Origin of the sequence: Bradyrhizobium sp. HKCCYLRH2047 (assembly GCF_051168175.1) — a bacterium.
Classification (GTDB): Bacteria; Pseudomonadota; Alphaproteobacteria; order Rhizobiales; family Xanthobacteraceae; genus Bradyrhizobium.
This window is the reverse complement of record NZ_JBNPUM010000002.1, coordinates 257,243-276,571: the sequence shown is the minus strand read 5'-3', so window position 1 is coordinate 276,571 and position 19,329 is coordinate 257,243. Positions and strand designations below refer to the sequence as shown.

Annotated in this window: 18 protein-coding genes; 7 read left to right on the top strand and 11 right to left on the bottom strand. The window is 66.2% G+C overall.

Annotated features, from left to right (window positions below; translation table 11 throughout):
* Positions 1-75: 75 nt before the first annotated feature.
* From ACQR1D_RS04865 to ACQR1D_RS04845, 5 genes are all read right to left on the bottom strand, one after another.
* Positions 76-1,044: an NAD(P)H-dependent flavin oxidoreductase gene (locus tag ACQR1D_RS04865; protein WP_316181113.1), complete on the bottom strand. Its 969-nt coding sequence runs from the start codon at positions 1,042-1,044 to the stop codon at positions 76-78.
* A gap of 141 nt (positions 1,045-1,185) precedes the next feature.
* Complete coding sequence (locus tag ACQR1D_RS04860) at positions 1,186-1,827, bottom strand: hypothetical protein (protein WP_434838046.1); 642 nt, start codon at positions 1,825-1,827, stop codon at positions 1,186-1,188.
* Positions 1,827-2,408: a YqaA family protein gene (locus ACQR1D_RS04855; protein WP_434838203.1), complete on the bottom strand. Its 582-nt coding sequence runs from the start codon at positions 2,406-2,408 to the stop codon at positions 1,827-1,829. The genes ACQR1D_RS04860 and ACQR1D_RS04855 overlap by 1 nt, the downstream gene beginning before the upstream one ends.
* Before the next feature lie 69 nt (positions 2,409-2,477).
* Positions 2,478-2,876 (bottom strand): phosphoribosyl-ATP diphosphatase, encoded by a 399-nt coding sequence (gene hisE / locus ACQR1D_RS04850; protein WP_316181109.1) that lies wholly within the window; start codon positions 2,874-2,876, stop codon positions 2,478-2,480.
* 104 nt (positions 2,877-2,980) lie between these two features.
* Entirely contained in the window at positions 2,981-3,382 is a 402-nt protein-coding gene (locus tag ACQR1D_RS04845) for a hypothetical protein (RefSeq protein ID WP_316218041.1), read from the bottom strand.
* 290 nt (positions 3,383-3,672) lie between these two features.
* Between ACQR1D_RS04845 and ACQR1D_RS04840 the strand changes: the two genes are divergently transcribed.
* From ACQR1D_RS04840 to ACQR1D_RS04815, 6 genes are all read left to right on the top strand, one after another.
* Entirely contained in the window at positions 3,673-4,728 is a 1,056-nt protein-coding gene (locus tag ACQR1D_RS04840; protein WP_434838047.1) for an ABC transporter substrate-binding protein, read from the top strand.
* Between the two features lie 86 nt (positions 4,729-4,814).
* Positions 4,815-6,605: a glucan ABC transporter ATP-binding protein/ permease gene (locus ACQR1D_RS04835; RefSeq protein WP_316181105.1), complete on the top strand. Its 1,791-nt coding sequence runs from the start codon at positions 4,815-4,817 to the stop codon at positions 6,603-6,605.
* A 173-nt stretch (positions 6,606-6,778) separates the two neighbouring features.
* Positions 6,779-8,197 (top strand): D-alanyl-D-alanine carboxypeptidase family protein, encoded by a 1,419-nt coding sequence (locus ACQR1D_RS04830; RefSeq protein ID WP_316181104.1) that lies wholly within the window; start codon positions 6,779-6,781, stop codon positions 8,195-8,197.
* A 187-nt stretch (positions 8,198-8,384) separates the two neighbouring features.
* Positions 8,385-10,076, top strand: a complete 1,692-nt coding sequence (locus ACQR1D_RS04825) for a long-chain fatty acid--CoA ligase (protein ID WP_316181102.1) — start codon at positions 8,385-8,387, stop codon at positions 10,074-10,076.
* A gap of 139 nt (positions 10,077-10,215) precedes the next feature.
* Entirely contained in the window at positions 10,216-10,701 is a 486-nt protein-coding gene (locus tag ACQR1D_RS04820; RefSeq protein WP_315804617.1) for a peroxiredoxin, read from the top strand.
* 194 nt (positions 10,702-10,895) lie between these two features.
* Positions 10,896-12,239, top strand: coding sequence for an NAD(P)/FAD-dependent oxidoreductase (locus ACQR1D_RS04815; RefSeq protein ID WP_434847118.1), 1,344 nt, complete (start codon positions 10,896-10,898; stop codon positions 12,237-12,239).
* Between the two features lie 47 nt (positions 12,240-12,286).
* Here ACQR1D_RS04815 and rnhA read toward each other — a convergent pair whose 3' ends face one another.
* The 3 genes from rnhA to ispH all read right to left on the bottom strand — a co-directional run bounded on the left by rnhA (position 12,287) and on the right by ispH (position 14,838).
* The gene (rnhA, locus tag ACQR1D_RS04810; protein WP_315736125.1) at positions 12,287-12,751 is read right to left on the bottom strand and encodes a ribonuclease HI; all 465 of its coding nucleotides are present in this window, start codon (positions 12,749-12,751) and stop codon (positions 12,287-12,289) included.
* Complete coding sequence (locus ACQR1D_RS04805; protein WP_316181099.1) at positions 12,748-13,722, bottom strand: homoserine kinase; 975 nt, start codon at positions 13,720-13,722, stop codon at positions 12,748-12,750. Before ACQR1D_RS04805 ends, rnhA begins: the two co-directional genes overlap by 4 nt.
* A gap of 147 nt (positions 13,723-13,869) precedes the next feature.
* Complete coding sequence (ispH, locus tag ACQR1D_RS04800; RefSeq protein ID WP_315804620.1) at positions 13,870-14,838, bottom strand: 4-hydroxy-3-methylbut-2-enyl diphosphate reductase; 969 nt, start codon at positions 14,836-14,838, stop codon at positions 13,870-13,872.
* A gap of 268 nt (positions 14,839-15,106) precedes the next feature.
* On the opposite strand from ispH, the gene ACQR1D_RS04795 reads away from it, so the two are divergent.
* Entirely contained in the window at positions 15,107-15,802 is a 696-nt protein-coding gene (locus ACQR1D_RS04795) for a DUF1013 domain-containing protein (protein WP_315804621.1), read from the top strand.
* 298 nt (positions 15,803-16,100) lie between these two features.
* Here ACQR1D_RS04795 and ACQR1D_RS04790 read toward each other — a convergent pair whose 3' ends face one another.
* The 3 genes from ACQR1D_RS04790 to ACQR1D_RS04780 all read right to left on the bottom strand — a co-directional run bounded on the left by ACQR1D_RS04790 (position 16,101) and on the right by ACQR1D_RS04780 (position 19,284).
* Positions 16,101-16,832, bottom strand: a complete 732-nt coding sequence (locus ACQR1D_RS04790; protein ID WP_316181096.1) for an OmpW/AlkL family protein — start codon at positions 16,830-16,832, stop codon at positions 16,101-16,103.
* Positions 16,833-17,015: 183 nt separating this feature from the next.
* Positions 17,016-17,288, bottom strand: a complete 273-nt coding sequence (locus ACQR1D_RS04785; RefSeq protein WP_434893169.1) for a hypothetical protein — start codon at positions 17,286-17,288, stop codon at positions 17,016-17,018.
* A 91-nt stretch (positions 17,289-17,379) separates the two neighbouring features.
* Positions 17,380-19,284, bottom strand: a complete 1,905-nt coding sequence (locus ACQR1D_RS04780; protein WP_316218049.1) for a propionyl-CoA synthetase — start codon at positions 19,282-19,284, stop codon at positions 17,380-17,382.
* Positions 19,285-19,329 lie beyond the last annotated feature (45 nt).

Here is a 19,329-nt window from a genome sequence, read left to right as displayed (position 1 = left end):
GCTTATTACGGGTTAAAAAAAAAGCGCGGCAGCCCAGGCTGCCGCGCTTTTCCTTTTGTCCGTCGCTGAGCCGCCTCACAGCGGCGGGTCGATCGCCTCGTCATATTCCTTCTTGAAGCGCGCGATCAGCTCGGCGGCGGGGACGACGTCCTTGATGGCGCCGATGCCCTGCCCCGATCCCCAGATCTCCTTCCAGGCCTTCGGCTTGGCGCGCTCGCCCGAGGCATCGGTGCCGAAGCTCATTTTCGACGGATCGGAGGTCGGGAGGTTGTCCGGATCGAGGCCGGCGGCGACGATCGACGGCTTCAGGTAGTTGCCGTGCACGCCGGTGAACAGGTTCGAATAGACGATGTCGTCGGCGCCGGACTTGGTGATCATGTCCTTGTAGCTTTCGACGGCGTTCGCCTCCTTGGTGGCGATGAAGGCCGAGCCGATATAGGCGAAATCGGCGCCGAGCACGCGCGCGGCGCGGATGGCGCGGCCGTTGGCGATCGCGCCGGACAGCGCGATGGGGCCGTCGAACCAGCTCCGGGTCTCCGCCACGAAGGCAAACGGCGAGATCGTGCCGGCATGGCCACCGGCACCGGCCGCGACCAGGATCAGGCCGTCGGCGCCCTTCTCGATCGCCTTGTGGGCGAAGAACTGATTGATGACGTCGTGGAAGACGATGCCGCCCCAGCCATGCGCCGCCTGGTTCAGCTCCTCGCGCGCGCCGAGCGAGGTGATCATCATCGGCACCTTGTACTTCTCGCACAGCGCGAGATCCTGCTCGAGCCGGTTGTTGGAACGATGCACGATCTGGTTGACGGCGAACGGCGCCGACGGGCGTTCCGGATGCGCCCGGTCATAGGCGGCGAGCTCTTCCGTGATGCGCGCCAGCCATTCGTCGAGCAGCGCGGCCGGCCGCGCGTTCAGCGCCGGAAACGAACCGACCACGCCGGCCTTGCACTGCGCGATCACCAGGTCGGGCACGGAGATGATGAACAGCGGCGAGCCGATCACCGGGATCGACAGGCGGCCCTTGAACAAGGCGGGCATGGACATGGATGGGAATTCCTCGTTGTGAAATGCGGAGACGCTCGTGATCGCGAGCATGCCCGACATCAAGCCGTGATGGCAATTCGCCCGCAGAGGGACCGGAAAAGCCCGATCACGGTCTTGCGTTGAGGCGCTGGCATGCAGGCGTCATTGGCAGAGCGCCGAGGTGACGAAGGTATCTGTGCGGCAGTCGCCCGGCTTGCGCTGCCGGCCCGGGATCAGCACCCTGGCCGAGCAGGTCTCCGCCGAGTCGGTGTTGAGGCTCTTGCCGTCCTTGTAGCCCTTGCCCTGGCACAGCCGGTCGGCGCCGAGCTTGCAATCCGGTGTGCCGTTGGTGGCAATCGGGCAGACCGAGCGGCCGGTGATCATGCTCGAGGGCTTGGCGAGGCGCGACAAGGTCTCGCCGGTCTCCTTCAGCACGTCTTTGGTGTCGGCGCCGCCCTTCGGCGCGACCGGGCCAGTGGGCTGCACCGGGGTCGCGGCGGGCGGATCCGCGGCAGCGCCGGTGGGATCGCTGCCGGCCGCCGGCGGCTCGGCGCGGGCATCGCCCGAAGGTTTCAGCGGAATGATCGACATCTTCTCGAACAGCTTGCCAAGCTCCTCCACCAGACCCGGATTGGAGGGCGGCGCAGGCTGGACGGCAGGCGCCTGCTGCGGTGGCTGTTGCGGCGCTTCTCGCAGCCCCAAGGAAGGCGTCGTTTGCGCCCATGCCGCGACGGCAGAGAGAACCGAGACGACGACCAGAAGCGCCGCCCCCGCCGCCCCCTGCCCCGGGCGCAACGGGCGCATCAGATCAGCTTCACGGCAATGACGAAGCCGGCCACCAGCACGGCCGCGCCGATCGCCACCCACAGGCCGAGATGTTTCTCGATGCGCACCCTGATCCATTCGCCATAGCGGTTGAGCAATATCGCGGCGATGAAGAAGCGGCCGCCGCGCGCGATGATCGAGCAGACGATGAACAGAAACAGATTATAGCCGGCGAAGCCCGACGTGATCGTGACCAGCTTGTAGGGGATCGGCGTCAATCCCTTCAGCAGGATGATGACGGCGCCCCACTCGGCATAGGACGCCCGGAACGCCTCGACCTTGTCGCCGAGGCCGTAGAGCTGGATCAGCCAATGGCCGAGGGAGTCGTAGAGCAGCGCGCCGATGGCATAACCGACCAGGCCGCCCGCCACCGAGGCCGCGGTGCAGACGCCGGCGAACAGCCAGGCCCGCTGCGGCTTCGCCAGCGACATCGGGATCAGCATCACATCCGGCGGCACCGGAAAGAACGAGCTTTCAGCGAAGGCGACCGCGGCCATGATCCACATGGCATGCGGCTTGTGGGCGGCGTCGATACACCAGTCGTAGATCCGTCTGAGCATGGTGGCGATGAAGCAAACCGGGCAGGATTTGTCCATGGCCCATATGCCGGTCCGAATCGGACCGCCACACTAGTGCCGCTTGCGGATCGTCCGGTCGGCCGCGACGATCGGTCGCCCCGCCACCCGTCCGGGCGCGGCCTTGGCGACCTTCGCGGGCGATTTCGGCAGCTTCTCGGCGATGCCGAGCATCAGCTCGCGCCGTTCCATCTCGCGCCAGACGTCCTCGGGCTGGACATCGAGCTCGGCCCACAGCACGGCCAGATTGTAGATCAGGTCGGCGCTTTCGCGCACCACGGCCTGGGCGTCGCCGCCGACGGCATCGATCGCGACCTCGATCGCCTCTTCGGCGAGCTTCTTGGCCATCTTGGCCGTGCCCTGCTGCATCAGCTTGGCCGTGCGCGATCGCGCGGGGTCGAGATCCCTGGCCGCCAGGACAGCGCGATAGAGCCGATCGATCGAATCAGTCATCTCGCCACACTAGTTAAAATCGATGGCCCGCATATTAACGTTCGCAGCAGGCAAGAAAAAATCCGCCGGCACGGGGCCGGCGGATCGTCTCATCCGATCTCACATCACCAATGCGGGTGATGATGATAGCCGCCACCGTAATAGGGGCCGCCGCCGTAATACTGATAGCGCGGCCCGTAGCCGTAATAGGCCGGCCGGCCATAGTAATAATTGTCCTCGTAGTAGGAACGGCGGTTCTGCGCCGCCGCGATGGCGAGGCCGGTGCCGACGATGCCGGCAAAGGCAGCCGCAGCCGCCGCACCGCCATTGCCGCGATAGTGGCGCCGGCGCGCGCTGACATCGGTCAGGCCGCCATCATTGGCCGTATTGGCGACGACGCCCTTCTCGGCCGGCGCGGAGCCGGCAAAGGCGAGTGTCGGCTGCACGGCCGTCAAAGTCACCGCGGCCACCGTCGCCAGGACGGTAGCACGGCCAAAGCGGGAAAAACTTCCGCGCTGTGCGATCATGTGTTTTCTCCGTACGATCCAATCTCGCGCACCAACTCGCGAACTGCGCCCACAGTTCCCCTCGCGAAACCCGGAGTCGAAGCCGCAAATCGCCGCAGGCCTTGCTCATGGACCATTCACATTCGATCCGACATGATCAGGCACCGCCGGCCCCGAGCGGGCAGCGAGACAGCGACGTTGTCACGAAATTGACATAACGATCCCGCGGCTCGATCCCGCGACGGCCGGCGAACTGATTAGAATACCGGCGTGACAAGACCGGTACGGCCTGCGAATACCGGCGTGACATGATGCGCATGCGACGATCCCTCACCCTGCTTGCTTTGGCGCTCCTCGCCGTCGTCGTCGTGCCCTCATGCCTGTCGCGACAGGAAGCTGCGGCGGGGGAGCCGAAACGTCCGGTCGCCGTCATGTTCGCGCTGGATCGGCCGCTCGATGGCAGCATGGCGCCACTGGTCCTCGCCGCCAGCCGCGGGCTGTTTGCCACCGAAAGCGTGACGGTCACCATCACCACGGCCAAGGGCTCTCCCGATGCGATCGCGCGGGTCGCTTCCGGCGAGGCCGACATGGCGCTCGCCGACATCAACGAGCTGATCCGCTATCGCGACGCGTCGAACAGCCAGCCGGTCAAGGCCGTGTTCGTGCTGTTCAACAGGGCGCCTTACGCGATCATCGCGCGCAGGAGTCGCGGCATCAACGGGCTCGGCGACATCGAAGGCAAAACGCTCGGCGTCGCCGAGGGCGATCTCTCGATCCGGCTGTGGCCGGCGGTCGTGAGGCACAACCATCTCAGGCCCGAGACCATCAAGCTGTCGCGCGTCGGCGCGGCCGTGCGCGAGCCGATCCTGTCGGCCGGCCAGGTCGATGCCGTCAGCGGCTTCTCGTATCTCTCGGCGATCAATCTGCGCGACCGCGGCGTGCCCGCCGCCGATCTCGCGGTGCTGCGCTTCGCTGATTATGGCTGCGAGGCCTATGGCCATGCGGTGATCGTCAATCCCGGCTTTGCGGCCAAGCAGCCGGCTGCCGTGAAGGGCTTCCTGCGCGCGCTGACGTCGGGCCTCCAGCTTGCCATCAAGGACCCTGCCGGCGCGATCGCCGACGTGGTGGGCCGGATGGATGACGGCTCCCGCGAGCTCGAGCTGCAGCGGCTGCAGAGCGTGCTCGTCGACAACGTGCTGACGCCGGACGTCCGCCGCGATGGCATCGGCGGCATCGATCCCGCCCGGTTCGAGCGGGCCCTCGACCAACTCGCCGAGGACGGCAAATTCCACCACAAGCGTCCGCAACCCGCCGACATCTTCGACGACAGCTTCCTGCCGCCCGCCGACAGCCGGCTGGTCAACTGAGCGCTCGCCGCGGCGGCCGTTCCCTTGCTAACATGGCGCCGCGCGCCCAGCGCTGATTCCAACTGCCGACACGAAGCGCCCCGCCCATGTCCCTGCTCCGCATCTATGCCCGCGTGCTCCATCTGCTCGGAAAGGAGGCGCGGCTCGGCTGGTTTCTCGCGATCGCCAACCTGGCGCTGGCGGTGGCGCAGTTCGCCGAGCCGGTGCTGTTCGGACGCATTGTCGACTCGCTCTCGGGCAACGCCTCGACCAGCACCGCCTGGCCGCTGCTCGCGGCCTGGGCCGGATTCGGGCTGTTCACGATACTGGCCAGCGCGTGGGTCGCGCTGCAGGCCGACCGGCTGGCGCACCGGCAGCGCCATGCGGTGCTGACGAGCTATTTCGAGCACATCTTGCAGCTACCGCTGACGTTCCATTCCGGCACCCATTCCGGCCGGCTGATGAAGGTGATGATCAACGGCACCGACGCGCTGTGGAAGCTGTGGCTGTCGTTCTTCCGCGAGCACTTCGCCGCGATCATGTCGGTGCTGGTGCTGCTGCCGCTGTCGCTCTATCTGAACTGGCGGCTCGCGATCCTCTTGTTCGTGCTGTGCGTGGTGTTCACCGTGCTGACGACCCTGGTCGTACGCAAGACCTACGGCATGCAGAGCGAGGTCGAGGAGCATTACAGCGACCTGTCGGCGCGTGCCTCCGACGCGCTCGGCAACGTCGCGCTGGTGCAGAGCTTCGTGCGCATCGATGCCGAGGTGCAGGGCCTGCGCACCGTGGCCGGACAATTGCTGTCGGTGCAGATGCCGGTGCTCGGCTGGTGGGCGCTGGTGACGGTCATCACGCGTGCCTCGACCACCATCACCGTGCTCGCGATCTTCACGCTGGGCATCGCCCTGCATCAGGCCGGACTGACGTCCGTGGGCGAGATCGTGATGTTCGTGTCGTTCGCGACCATGCTGATCCAGAAGCTCGAGCAGGTCGTGTCCTTCATCAACAACGTGTTCATGGAGGCGCCGCGGCTGGCCGAGTTCTTCACCGTGCTCGATGCGGTGCCGGCCGTGCGCGACCGCCCCGACGCGATCGAGGTCGGCCGGCTCTCGGGCCTGGTCGAATTCAACGACGTCTCGTTCTCCTATGACGGCAAGCGTCCGGCGGTGGAGGACCTCACCTTCACCGCGCTGCCCGGCCAGACCATCGCGCTGGTCGGACCGACCGGCGCCGGCAAGTCGACCGCGATTGCACTCTTGCATCGCGCCTTCGATCCGCAATCCGGCTTCATCAGGATCGACGGCATGGACGTCCGCGGATTGAAGCTCGCGGCACTGCGCAGGAACATCGGCGTCGTGTTCCAGGAGGCGCTGCTGTTCAATCGCTCGATCCGCGAGAACCTTTTGGTCGGCAAGCCGGACGCGACCGACGAGGAGCTGCGCACCGCCGCCGCGCGCGCCCAGGCGCTCGACTTCATCGATCGTGCCGACCAGGGCTTCGATACCAACGCCGGCGAACGCGGCCGCATGCTGTCCGGTGGCGAGCGCCAGCGGCTCTCGATCGCGCGTGCCCTCTTGAAGGATCCTCCGATCCTGATTCTCGACGAGGCGACCTCCGCGCTCGATGCCGTCACCGAGGCCAAGCTCAACGCGGCGCTCGACGAGGTGATGAAGGGGCGCACGACCTTCGTGATCGCACACCGGCTCTCGACGATTCGCAATGCAACGAGAATCCTGGTGTTCGAGAACGGGCGCGTGATCGAAAGCGGAACGTTCGATGAACTCGTTGCCAAGGGCGGCCATTTCGCGGAACTCGCGAGGGCCCAGTTCATGGTGCAGGAGAACGCACGCGCGTCGCTTGTCGCGCCGGACAGCGACGGCACCACCGTCAAGGCCTGATCGCGGGACGCTTTCATCGTGGAATTGAATGGCTGGGCTCTGTTCGCCAGCGTCGAGCCGGTATAGGTTCGCGACCTGCCGCAACCGAAGCGGCACCGGACACGCTTGAAACCCGAAAGCCCGTTTGCCCACCTCGCCGCGCGAGGCGGGTCTCAAAGGACCGGATCTGACCAGTGCAGACGCTTCGCCTGTTGTTCCGCTATTCCCCGATCAAGATCATCGTTCTCGCTGCCGCTCTCGTGCTCGCGCCGCGCTGGGCCCATGCCGAGGCGCTGCTGCTCGTCGAAGCCGACACCGGCAAGGTGCTGGAAGCGCAGAACGCGACCTATCCCTGGTACCCAGCATCAGTCACCAAGCTGATGACCGCCTATGTCACCTTGAAGGCGGTCAAGGAGGGCAGGATCACGCTCGACACGCTGTTCACGGTCTCGCCGACCGCGGCTTCGCAGTCGCCGTCGAAGATGGGCTACCGGCCGGGCACGCAGCTCACCGTCGACAACGCGCTCAAGATGATGCTGGTGAAGTCCGCCAACGACATGGCGGTGGTGCTCGCCGAGGGCGTCGGCGGCTCCATCGACGGCTTCTCGGCGATGATGAACGACACCGCCCGCAAGCTCGGCATGACGCAGACTAGCTACGTCAATCCGAACGGACTGCCTGCCGACGGCCAGATCACCTCGGCGCGTGATCTCGCGATCCTGGCGCGCGCCATCATCCGCGATCTTCCCGAGTACGAATACTTCGTCCACATCCCGTCGATCCGCTACGGCCGCCGCGTGGTGCAGAACTTCAACAAGCTGATCGGGCGCTATCCCGGCGCCGACGGTTTCAAGACCGGTTTCATCTGCGCCTCGGGCTACAATCTGGTGGCCTCGGCGACCCGCAACGGCAAGCGCCTGATCGCGGTGGTGCTCGGCGCCTCCTCGGGACAGATGCGCGCCGTGCGCGCGATCCAGATGCTCGACCGCGGCTTCAACGGCAACCAGCTGAGCTGGCTGAAGTCGCCGCTCGGCACGGTCGATCAGTTGGCCCCGGTCGACGCGACGCCGCCCAACCTGCGCGACGACATGTGCAACGGCCGCCGCCACCGGCCGGCCAGCGACGAGGACGAGGACACCGTTGCCGGCGCGGACGGCGAGGCGACCGGCGGCACCCTGCTCGCCGGCCTGCAGGCGCAGTCCATGAAGCCGTCCGAGTTGCTGGCGGCGGCCCCCGCTCCGTCCGAGCCGGTCGTGGTCTACACCGGCCCGACGCGCACCGGCGCGGCGCTGATCGCAGCTGTCGCCGCCGATGCCGACGCGCAGACCCCGGCCAGGCACCGCGGCAAGAAGGCGCATGCCGCCGCCCGCAAGGATGCCAAGCCGGCGACCCGGACCGCCGCCAAGACCGATGCGGATGCGAAGGCCGCGGCCAAGCCGTCGGATGCCAAGCCGTCGAACGCCAAGCCGGGCGCGGCACGCCACGTCGCCGCCAAGCACGAAGCCGGCGGAAAACCGGCGGAAAAAGCCGGCTCCGACGCGCCCAAGCCCGCCAAGCCCAAGGCCGCCGCAAAGCCGAAGACGGACGGCAAGCCCGCGCCGAAGGACGGCTGATCCCGCGCGGCGCATGCTGACGCAGCCGGCAACTGGCGCGGGCCCTCGGCCCGGACTGCCTGTACCTCCCCTTTCATCGACGCGCCGGCCGCTTGCCTTGAACGGCCGGAAATTCGATATTGGCGCCGCCGGCCCCGGAGAGGCGGCTGCCGATATACGAACAAGAGACGATCAGAGAGGAAGGGTCATGGAGCGCATCTGGCTCAAGCACTATCCGGCCGGCGTTCCCGCCGATATCGATCCGGGCAAATACCCGTCGCTCGTCGACCTGCTGGAAGAGAGCTTCAAGAAATTCGCCGATCGCCGCGCCTTCATCTGCATGGACAAGGCGATCAGCTATCGCGAGCTCGACGAGATGTCGGTCGCGATGGGCGCCTATCTGCAGGGCCTGGGTCTGGCGAAGGGTGCGCGCGTCGCACTGATGATGCCGAACGTGCTGCAATATCCGATCGCGATCTCCGCGGTGCTGCGCGCGGGCTACGCCGTCGTCAACGTCAACCCGCTCTACACGCCGCGCGAGCTCGAGCACCAGCTCAAGGATTCCGGCGCCGAGGCGATCATCGTGCTGGAGAATTTCGCCCACACCGTGCAGCAGGTGGTGGGACACACCCAGGTCAAACACATCGTCGTCGCCAGCATGGGCGACCTGCTCGGCTTCAAGGGCGTGATCGTCAACCTCGTCGTCCGCCGCCTCAAGAAGATGGTGCCGGCGTTCTCGCTGCCGGGCGCCGTGCCGTTCAACGATGCGCTCGCCGCCGGCCGCGGCAAGCGCTTCCAGAAGCCCGCCATCGGCCCCGACGACGTCGCCTTCCTGCAATATACCGGCGGCACCACCGGCGTCTCCAAGGGCGCCACCTTGCTCCACCGCAACGTCGTCGCCAACGTGCTGCAGAACGACGCCTGGCTGCAGCCGGTCATGGACCGGCCGCCGCATGTCGATCAGCTGCTGATCGTCTGCGCGCTGCCGCTCTACCACATCTTCGCGCTGACCTGCTGCTTCCTGCTCGCAGTGCGCGCCGGCGGCGCCAATCTGCTGATCCCCAATCCCCGCGACATTCCCGGCTTCATCAAGGAGCTGATGAAGTATCAGGTCAACACCTTCCCGGCCGTCAACACGCTCTACAACGGCCTGCTGCATCATCCTGACTTCAAGAAGATCGACTTCTCCAAGCTCAAGGTCTCCAACGGCGGCGGCATGGCCGTGCAGCGCCCGGTCGCCGAGCAGTGGAAGCAGGTGACGGGCTGCAGCATCGCCGAGGGCTACGGCCTGTCGGAGACCGCGCCGGTGCTGACCTGCAACGTGCCGACCTCGACGGAGTTCACCGGCACCATCGGCCTGCCGTTGCCGTCGACCTGGCTGTCGATCCGCGACGATGACGGCAACGAGGTGCCGCTGGGACAACCCGGCGAAATCTGCGCCAAGGGCCCGCAGGTGATGGCAGGCTACTGGAATCGTCCCGACGAGACCGCCAAGGTGATGACGGCGGACGGCTTCTTCCGCACCGGAGACGTCGGCGTCATGGCCACGGACGGCTCGGTCAAGATCGTGGACCGCAAGAAGGACATGATCCTCGTCTCCGGCTTCAACGTCTATCCGAACGAGGTCGAGGAGGTCATCGCGACCCATCCGGGCGTGCTGGAGACCGCCGTGATCGGGTTGCCGGACGAGAAGACCGGCGAGGTCGTCAAGGCGTTCGTGGTGAAGAAGGACCCCAACCTCACCTCCGAGGACATCATCAAGCACTGCCACGAGCAGCTCACGAACTACAAGGTGCCGAAGCAGATCGAGTTCAGGACCGAGCTGCCGAAGACCAATGTCGGCAAGATCCTGCGCCGGGAGCTGCGCGACGAGAAGAAGAAGCCGGCAGCGGCGGCCTGATCCGTTGGCGGGGCGGCAGCGTTGTGCGATGACGGAGTCGTGATCGCGGCGGGCCGTTGCCGTTTCCGGCCTGCCGAATAGTGTAGCGCGCACCGCGCAAGACAGATCCAAGACACATCCAGGGGAAGGAGTAACTCGAATGACCATAAAGGTTGGCGATAAGCTGCCGCAGGCCCAATTCCGCGTCATGACCGGCGAAGGCCCGCAGGTCAAAACCACCGACGACATCTTCAAGGGCAAGAAGGTCGCGCTGTTCGCGGTGCCCGGCGCCTACACCGGCACCTGCCACAAGATGCATCTGCCCAGCATCTTCCTCAACGCCTATGCGATGAAGGACAAGGGCGTCGACACCATCGCGATCGTCTCGGTCAACGACGCCTTCGTGATGAACGCCTGGAAGCGCGACACCGACCAGCGCGACGAGGCCGTGTTCCTGGCCGACGGCAATGCCGAGTTCACCAAGGCGATCGGCATGGAGCTCGACGCCTCCGGCGCCGGCCTCGGCATCCGCTCGAAGCGCTACTCGATGCTGGTCGAGGACGGCACGGTCACCAAGCTGAACCTCGAAGCCGCCCCGGGCAAGGTCGAGGTCTCCGGCGGCGACACGCTGCTCGGGCAGCTGTGACGGCGATCAGGCGCGCTGGACGGCTCGATCCGGATTCGACCGTCAAGGCGCTAGGAGCGGCCGACTCCAACGGATAAGTCCAGGATATGCGGCGAAGGGCCGGGGGAATCTCTCCCGGCCCTTGCTTTTTGCGCGCTGTCGACGTCCCAGCCCGGCCCTCCACGCTCGGCCGTCGACCGGGGAAAGGCCGCGCAATGGACCGCCTCGGAAGTGACCTCGCGAAGACATTTTGCGCCGAACCGAAGTTGCATGACGGCGTTAGAGAGGCCGGTTCCTCAGTTCGCCGGGAGGTCGACATCTTCAACGATCAGCCGCAACAAATGCAGCAGGACGACGTCCGGAGCGTCAGGCCGCCCTGGCCGGATGTACCGTCGTTTTCGACGGCGGCCGGTGTCGCGAGTTTTCGCTGCGACGTCCTGATCGTCGGCGCCGGAATTACCGGCGCGATGATGGCTGAACGGCTCACCCGCGAAGGGCACGACGTCGTCCTGATTGATCGCGAGCAGCCCTGCCGCGGCAGCACGGCCGCCAGCACCGCCATGCTGCTGTGGGAAATCGATCGACCACTCGGGCAGCTTGGGTCGCTGATCGGCTTCGACCGCGCCGCGCGATGCTATCAGGCCAGCCTGCGCGCGGTGACGGAATTGAAGCGCCAGATCTCGGAGCGGACGCTGCCCGGTGAATTGCGGGCCCGCCAGTCGCTCTATCTTGCGCGCGATGACGACTCGAGGGTTTTGCGTGACGAGCTCGCGCAACGCACCCGAGCCGGGCTGCCCGGCATCTTCCTTGATCACCGCACTCTCCTCGACAATTTCGGCTTCGCCCGAGCGGGCGCGATCCTGTCCCCCGGTGCCGCCGACGCTGACCCGGTGCAGTTGGCAGGCGGCCTGCTGTCCCTGGCGCTGTCGCGAGGCGCACACCTTGTTCAAGGCAATGCCGTCTTCTTCGACTGCGGGAAAGCAAGGGTGACCGTCGGCCTCGACGACGGTCACGAGATCGAGGCTCGTCACGTCGTGCTGGCAACCGGCTACGCGATCCCCCGAATCGTCAAGCCGACGATCCATCGCGTGACGTCGAGCTGGGCCATTGCCACCGTGCCCCAGCCGCAGAATCTCTGGAAGGACGAGGTTCTGATCTGGGAGGCCAGCGACGACTATCACTATGCCCGCACCACACCGGACGGGCGGATCATCTTCGGAGGCGAGGACGACGACGAGCTCATCGAGCCGGACGCTCGTGACCATGCCATCCCGGAGAAGTCGCGGCGCCTGGCTGCAGAACTCTCGGCCCTATGGCCGCACGCTATTCTCGATACCGACTATCAATGGTCCGGAACATTCGACACGACCGATGACGGGCTGCCTCTGATCGGCGTCGTCCCGGGCTATAAGAACGTATACGGCGCCTACGGATATGGCGGCAATGGAATCACGTTCAGCTACCTCGCCTCGGAGCTCGTCGCGACGCTGATCGGAGGCCGCAGCTCCCCCTTGCTTGACGATTTCGCCATCGAGCGCAGCCCACTCGGAGGGACGTGACGAGAAGGCGACGCCACGATCGATGACGATCGACCGTGGCGATCGGGTCAGCCTCGCACGTTCTTCTGCATCCGCGCCATCGCCACCCCATCGCGCGCGAGCTGGTCGGCGCGCTCGTTCTCGGCGTGCCCCGCATGGCCCTTGACCCAGTGCCAGTTGACCTTGTGCGGCTTCAGCGCGGCGTCGAGCCGCTGCCACAGCTCGGCGTTCTTGACCGGCTTCTTGTCGGCGGTCTTCCAGCCGTTGCGTTTCCAGCCATGGATCCAGCCGGTGATGCCCTGCCGGACATATTGGCTGTCGGTGTAGAGCTCGACCTGGCACGACTTCTTCAGCGCTTCCAGCGCCGAGATGGCGGCCATCAACTCCATGCGGTTGTTGGTGGTGTGCGGCTCGCCGCCCTTGAGCTCCTTCTCCTTGTCGCCGAAGCGCAGGATCGCACCCCAGCCGCCGGGCCCGGGATTCCCCGAGCAGGCGCCGTCGGTGTAGATGCTGACGACCGGATGCTCGCTCACGCCACTGCTCCACCGATGCCGTAGTCGCGCACGCTGGTCACCGCCTGGTGGAAGCGCAGCTTGCGGGCGTATTCCAGCGGATCCTTCGGCTTGACCAGCGCGCCCGGCGGCACGTTGAGCCAGTCCACCAGCCGCGTCAGCAGGAAGCGGATCGCCGCGCCTCGTGCCAGCAGCGGCAGCGCCTCCAGCTCCGCCTCCGACAGCGGCCGGACGCGGCCATAGGCGTTGAAGAAGGCGCGCGCCTTGGTGACGTTCAGCGAATGATCGGACTCGAAGCACCAGGCGTTGAGACAGATCGCGACGTCATACGCCAGAATGTCGTTGCAGGAGAACGGGAAGTCGATCAGCCCCGAGAGCTTGTCGCCGAGGAAGAACACGTTGTCCGGAAACAGGTCGGCATGGATGACGCCCTCCGGCAGATCCGTCGGCCATGCGCGCGAGAGATGATCGAGCTCGGTCGACAGCAGCGCGGAGAGGCCGGCCTGCACCGTGTCGGCGCGGTCGCCCGCCTGGGCGAACAGCGAGCGCCAGCCGGACACCGAGAGCGGATTCTTGCGCACCAGCGGAAAGTCGCGTCCGGCGAGGTGCATCTGCGCCAGCGCCGCACCGACCCCGGCGCAGTGGGTGACGTTCGGCTTGCGCGGCCACATGCCTTCCAGGAAGTTGATGATCGCCGCGGGCCGGCCGGACAGGCTCGAATACACCGCGCCGTCCCGATTGCGCGCCGGCTGCGGACAGCTCACGCCGCGCTCGGCCAGATGCGCCATCAGTCCCAGAAAATACGGCAGGTCGTCCACCGCCACGCGCTTCTCGTACAGCGTGAGGATGTAGGAGCCCTTGGTGGTGTGGAGCAGGAAGTTGGAGTTTTCGACCCCTTCGGCGATGCCCTTGTAGGACAGCAATTCGCCGATGTCGTAGGTCTTGAGGAAGTCCGCAAGCTCGTCGGCGGCGACGTCGGTATAGACCGCCATGCGCTATCCCAGTTGTCGAAGTTCGCCTGCCCCCGCCTCTCCGATGCGAACTTCATCACCGGACAGGCCCGTTGCGCCCTTCATCGCGCATGCCGGCGCCGGGTTCAAGGCCGAGAGGCCGCCGAGGGCGGAAAACAAGCGGCCGGCTTACTCGGCGGCCGCTTCCGGACGCAGCGAGCGCGGCAGCGGGAAGAACTCGTTCTCCTCGGCCGCCGACACCGTCTCGACATGCAGCACGTAGCGCTCGGCAAAGGCACCCATGATCTCCTCGACGATCACCTCCGGCGCCGAGGCACCGGCGGTGATGCCCAGGCTCTTGATGCCCTCGAAGCGCGCCCAGTCGATGTCCGAGGCACGCTGCGCCAGCACCGCAATCGGGCAGCCCTCGCGCTCGGCGACCTCGCGCAGGCGCTGCGAGTTCGACGAGTTCGGCGCACCGACCACGATCAGCGCGTCGACCACCGGGGCCACCTTCTTGACCGCCAGCTGGCGGTTGGTGGTGGCGTAGCAGATGTCCTCCTTGTGCGGGCCCGAGATGTTCGGGAACCGGCCCTTGAGGATCGCGACGATGTCCTTGGTGTCGTCGATCGACAGCGTGGTCTGGGTGACAAAGGCGAGGTTGTCCGGGTCCTTCGGGGTGAAGGTCGCCGCGTCCTCGGCGGTCTCGATCAGCGTCACGGCGCCGGCCGGAAGCTGGCCGACCGTGCCGACCACCTCCGGATGGTGCGAATGGCCGATCAGCAGGATCTCGCGGCCGCGCTTGAAATGGATCGCGGCCTCGCGGTGGACCTTGGTCACCAGCGGGCAGGTCGCGTCCAGGGAGAAGAAATTGCGCGCCTGGGCCTCGGCGGGAACCGACTTCGGCACGCCATGCGCCGAAAAGACCACCGGTGCGTTGGTACTGTCGGGAATCTCCGCCAGCTCCTCGACGAAGATGGCGCCCTTGGTCTTCAGGCTGTCGACGACGTATTTGTTGTGCACGATCTCGTGGCGGACATAGACCGGGGCGCCATAGATGGCGAGCGCCCGTTCCACGGTGTCGATGGCGCGCACCACGCCGGCGCAGAAGCCGCGCGGCGAGCAAAGCACGATTTTGAGGTCTGGTTTGGCTGCCATGGGGCTGGTCTGAGCTGATCTGTGCGGGCTGGTTTCGGCGACCACGGACCCCCGGGCCGGCAAGCGGGGGCGGTCGATACGCGAAGAGCTTGGGTCTGACACTCGTTTGGGTAGGACTTGGGACTGCTTTCGAGCGCTGTCAAGGCCGTTTTCTCCAGGCCATTGCGCCCCGCCCCCGGGACGGCTTATATAGGGCCAATTCCCGTCATCGCCGATGACCACAGGTTTCGCCTCCCAGGGCCGGGGCGGAGCACAAAGGAGATTTGCCATGAGCAACGCCCCGCTGATGCCGAAGGCAACTGCCGTGTGGCTGGTCGACAATACTGCGTTGACCTTCGACCAGGTCGCCGATTTTACCAAGATGCACCCGCTCGAGGTGCGCGCCATCGCCGACGGGGACGCCGCCCAGGGCATCAAGGGCATGGATCCGATCTCGACCGGGCAGCTCACCCGCGAGGAGATCGAGAAGGCCGAGCGCGACCCGAACTACCGCCTGCGGTTGCAGGAGAGCAAGGTGGTGCTGCCGCCGCAGCCCAAGCGCAAGGGCCCCCGCTACACCCCGGTGTCGCGCCGCCACGAGCGCCCGAGCGCCATCCTCTGGCTGGTGCGGAACCATCCCGAGCTCAAGGACGCCCAGATCATGCGCCTGGTCGGCACCACCAAGACCACGATCGCCAGCGTGCGCGACCGCACCCATTGGAACGCGCAGACGCTGACGCCGATGGATCCGGTGACGCTCGGCCTGTGCTCGCAGATCGAGCTCGACTTCGAGGTCCAGCGCGCCGCCAAGGAAAAGCCGCTCGACGCCAATTACAGCGGCGCCACCCTGCTGCCGGCCTCCGAGACCACCCGCAAGGACGAGTACGAGCCGGCGGGCCGCGACGAGGACGATCTCAACGTCGACGCCGTGTTCGCCAAGCTCAAGACCATCGGCGGCAAGAAGCAGGACGAGGACGAAGAGTAGGACGCGCGGCGTCCATCTCTATCGGCCATCAACAGCGCCTGCCACAATCATCGGTGTCGTCCCCGCGAACGCGGGGACCCATAACCACAGGCTTGCGGAACGGCCCAAGCCGGTCGTGGCTAAGCGCCTCGTCCTTCATTCCCGCCGCGGCGTATGGGTCCCGGCTCAAGGCCGGGACGACAGCGGTGGGGGAGGCGTGAGCTCCAGCCAAACTCAAAACTAGCCAGCAGCAATTCTCCCCCAAAAAAATGGCGCCGGGGATGCCGGCGCCATGCAGTCTTGGGAGGAACGCGACAAATCAGAACTTGTAGGTGACGCCGACGCCGACCAGCCACGGATCGATGTTGGCGCGGCCGGTGACCGGAATTGCGCCGTTGACGGTCGCCGAGTAGTTCGGCTGCAGCCACAGCTTCTTCACGTCGACGTTCAGGCCCCAGTGCCTGTCGAGCATGTAGTCGAAGCCGAACTGGACCGCGGCGCCCCACTGGTTGGAGATGTGCAGGTTGGTGACGGCAAGGCCGTTCCACACCTGGTTTGCGGCGCTCTGGTTGAAGAAGACCGTGTAGTTCACGCCCGCGCCGACATAGGGTTTGAAGGCGCCGAAATCGGTGAAGTGATATTGCAGGGTCAGCGTCGGCGGCAGCAGCCAAGCCTTGCCCATGTTGAGACCGTCGAGCGAACCGGTGCCGCCGATGGAATGCCGGGTGACGCCGAGGATCAGCTCGGCCGCGATGTTCCTGGTGAAGAAGTAGCTGATGTCGAGCTCGGGCACGACCGAGTTGGAGATCGACAGGCCGGAATTCGGCGACGACAGCGCCGGCACGCCGGTCACGTTCACGGTGGAGCCGCCGGCATCCGGCAGCACGCCCAGCGCGCGGACACGGAGCATCCACGGATTCCACGCCTCGACCACCGGCGCCTTGGTGTAGACCGGCGCCGCCTGCAGGTCGGCTGCTTGCGCCGAGCCCATGGCTCCGCAGATCGCCGCCAGCACCAGCAGCGACGACGAGAGTTTCAACATCCTGTTCATCGAGATCCCCATAGCCACCCTTGAGCAACATCTGCGCGGGCACGGCCGCGCCTTGCGGTCACAGATGTGGCAGGGACGCCATGGAGTTGGATTTGATCTTAATCAATCGGCATTGTTGCAGCGCCGATGTCACGCAACTGTTGCATCGAAGTCACGCGCCATGAGAGGCGCTTGCACTGGCGCTCAGGGCCGGTCGGGGTGGTTCATCATGTATTCGCCGAGATCGCGCTGCCGGCGGTCGGCACGCGCCTCGGCGCGCTGCCGCTGCACGTCGCGGTCCTTGCGGCAGGCGACATATTCGGCGGAGCCCGGCGCGACCTTGCCGCCGGCCTGACAGACCGCATCATCATCGTCATTGCCGAGCGCCACCGCAGGACCCTGGCTGCGGGAGGCGCAGGCCGAGAGCGAAAGCACGGCCATCAGCACCAGGGCCAAGCGGGCGGAGGTCTGTCGCATCGAACGTTCCATTCTCGTCAATCAGGCTGGTCTGGAGCCGTTGCTTGACGACAATGGGCGCCCGGGTCAAGCCCGGGCACAATGGATCGAGCTAGACCCGGCTCTTCAGCGCCTCGCCGATTTCCTCGAGCACCTTGGGATCCTCGATCGTGGCCGGCATGCTCCATTGCTCGCCGTCGGCGATCTTCTTGATCGTGCCGCGCAGGATCTTGCCGGAGCGCGTCTTCGGCAGCCGGCCGACGGTGATGGCGAGCTTGAACGCGGCGACCGGTCCGAGCTTGTCGCGCACCAGCGCCACGATCTCCTTTTCGATCTGCGACGGGCTGCGCGAGACGCCGGCCTTGAGCACGATGAAGCCGCAGGGCACCTCGCCCTTGATCGCATCCTTGATGCCGAGCACGGCGCATTCCGCGACGTCGGGATGCGACGCCAATATCTCTTCCATGCCGCCGGTCGACAGCCTGTGGCCGGCGACATTGATGATGTCGTCGGTGCGGCCCATCACGAAGATATAGCCGTCCTCGTCCTTGTAGCCGGCATCGGAGGTCTTGTAGTAGCCGGGGAATTCGCTGAGATAGGATTCCTTGAAGCGCTCCTCCTGCTGCCACAAGGTCGGCAGGCAGCCCGGCGGCATCGGCAGCTTGATCACGATCGAGCCCATCGTGTTGGCGGGCACGGGCTTGGCGGCTTCGTCGACGATGTCGACCTGGTAGCCCGGCATAGGAACCGTCGGCGAGCCGTGCTTGACCGGCAATAGCCCGATGCCCACCGGATTGCCGGCGATGCACCAGCCGGTCTCGGTCTGCCACCAGTGGTCGATCACCGGCACCTTCAATTGCTGCTCGGCCCATTCCACCGTCGGCGGATCGGCGCGCTCGCCGGCCAGGAACAGGGTGCGGAAATGCGATAGATCATATTTGCGCAGGAAAGTGCCTTCCGGATCCTCCTTGCGGATGGCGCGGAATGCCGTGGGCGCGGTGAACAGAGCGACCGCCTTGTGATCGCTGATGACGCGCCAGAACGCGCCGGCATCGGGCGTTCCGACCGGCTTGCCCTCATACATCACCGAGGTCGCGCCATGGATCAGCGGGCCGTAGATGATGTAGCTGTGGCCGACCACCCAGCCGATGTCGGAGGCGCACCACCAGACCTCACCCGGCTTGATGCCGTAGAGATTCTCCATCGACCATTTCAGCGCGACGAGGTGCCCGCCATTGTCCCGCACCACGCCCTTCGGCTTGCCGGTCGTGCCGGACGTGTAGAGGATGTAGAGCGGATCGGTCGCCAGCACCGGCACGCATGGTGCCAGCTTGCCATTGGCGAGCGCGGATTTGCGCAGCGCCGCCCAGTCGTAGTCGCGGCCGGGCTTGAGCTCGCAGACATGCTCGGGACGCTGCAGGACGATGCAGGCCTTGGGCCTGTTGTCGGCGAGCTCGATCGCCTGGTCGAGCAGCGGCTTGTACTGCACGATGCGGCCGGGCTCGATGCCGCAGCTCGCCGACAGCACGAGCTTCGGCGTGGCGTCGTCGATGCGGGTGGCGAGCTCCTTGGCGGCGAAGCCGCCGAACACCACCGAATGCACCGCGCCGATGCGCGCGCAGGCGAGCATCGCCACCATGGCCTCCGGCACCATCGGCATATAGAGGATGACGCGGTCGCCCTTGGCCACGCCGAAATCCTGCATGATCGCGGCGAGCGTCTGCACCTCCTTCAGCATCTCGGCATAAGTGAGCTTCGTGACCGAGCCGGTGAGCGGCGAATCGTGGATCAGCGCCAGCTGATCGCCGCGGCCGGCGGCGACGTGACGGTCGAGCGCATTGTAGCAGGTGTTGACGACGGCCCCGGCAAACCAGCGGCCATAGGCGCCCATCGCGGGATCGAAGATGGTCTTGGCCGGCTCGATCCAGTCGATCGCGCGGGCGGCCTCGGCCCAGAACCCTTCCGGGTCCTGCAGCGACCGTGCATGGACCTCGTGATAGCGGCTCGCAGCGCTCATGACGTTTCCCCAAGATCTGTGTTTATTCCCGAGTATTGTCACGGG

What these genes read in the sequence shown, in the direction of transcription:
- ACQR1D_RS04855 (WP_434838203.1), bottom strand. Translation starts at nt 2,408, where the DNA reads ATGCTCAGACGGATCTACGACTGGTGTATCGACGCCGCCCACAAGCCG.
- ACQR1D_RS04820 (WP_315804617.1), top strand. Translation starts at nt 10,216, where the DNA reads ATGACCATAAAGGTTGGCGATAAGCTGCCGCAGGCCCAATTCCGCGTC.
- ACQR1D_RS04780 (WP_316218049.1), bottom strand. Translation starts at nt 19,284, where the DNA reads ATGAGCGCTGCGAGCCGCTATCACGAGGTCCATGCACGGTCGCTGCAG.
- hisE (WP_316181109.1), bottom strand. Translation starts at nt 2,876, where the DNA reads ATGACTGATTCGATCGATCGGCTCTATCGCGCTGTCCTGGCGGCCAGG.
- ACQR1D_RS04815 (WP_434847118.1), top strand. Translation starts at nt 10,896, where the DNA reads ATGGACCGCCTCGGAAGTGACCTCGCGAAGACATTTTGCGCCGAACCG.
- ACQR1D_RS04795 (WP_315804621.1), top strand. Translation starts at nt 15,107, where the DNA reads ATGAGCAACGCCCCGCTGATGCCGAAGGCAACTGCCGTGTGGCTGGTC.
- ACQR1D_RS04825 (WP_316181102.1), top strand. Translation starts at nt 8,385, where the DNA reads ATGGAGCGCATCTGGCTCAAGCACTATCCGGCCGGCGTTCCCGCCGAT.
- ispH (WP_315804620.1), bottom strand. Translation starts at nt 14,838, where the DNA reads ATGGCAGCCAAACCAGACCTCAAAATCGTGCTTTGCTCGCCGCGCGGC.
- ACQR1D_RS04835 (WP_316181105.1), top strand. Translation starts at nt 4,815, where the DNA reads ATGTCCCTGCTCCGCATCTATGCCCGCGTGCTCCATCTGCTCGGAAAG.
- ACQR1D_RS04805 (WP_316181099.1), bottom strand. Translation starts at nt 13,722, where the DNA reads ATGGCGGTCTATACCGACGTCGCCGCCGACGAGCTTGCGGACTTCCTC.
- ACQR1D_RS04865 (WP_316181113.1), bottom strand. Translation starts at nt 1,044, where the DNA reads ATGTCCATGCCCGCCTTGTTCAAGGGCCGCCTGTCGATCCCGGTGATC.
- ACQR1D_RS04845 (WP_316218041.1), bottom strand. Translation starts at nt 3,382, where the DNA reads ATGATCGCACAGCGCGGAAGTTTTTCCCGCTTTGGCCGTGCTACCGTC.
- ACQR1D_RS04840 (WP_434838047.1), top strand. Translation starts at nt 3,673, where the DNA reads ATGCGCATGCGACGATCCCTCACCCTGCTTGCTTTGGCGCTCCTCGCC.
- ACQR1D_RS04785 (WP_434893169.1), bottom strand. Translation starts at nt 17,288, where the DNA reads ATGCGACAGACCTCCGCCCGCTTGGCCCTGGTGCTGATGGCCGTGCTT.
- ACQR1D_RS04860 (WP_434838046.1), bottom strand. Translation starts at nt 1,827, where the DNA reads ATGCGCCCGTTGCGCCCGGGGCAGGGGGCGGCGGGGGCGGCGCTTCTG.
- ACQR1D_RS04790 (WP_316181096.1), bottom strand. Translation starts at nt 16,832, where the DNA reads ATGAACAGGATGTTGAAACTCTCGTCGTCGCTGCTGGTGCTGGCGGCG.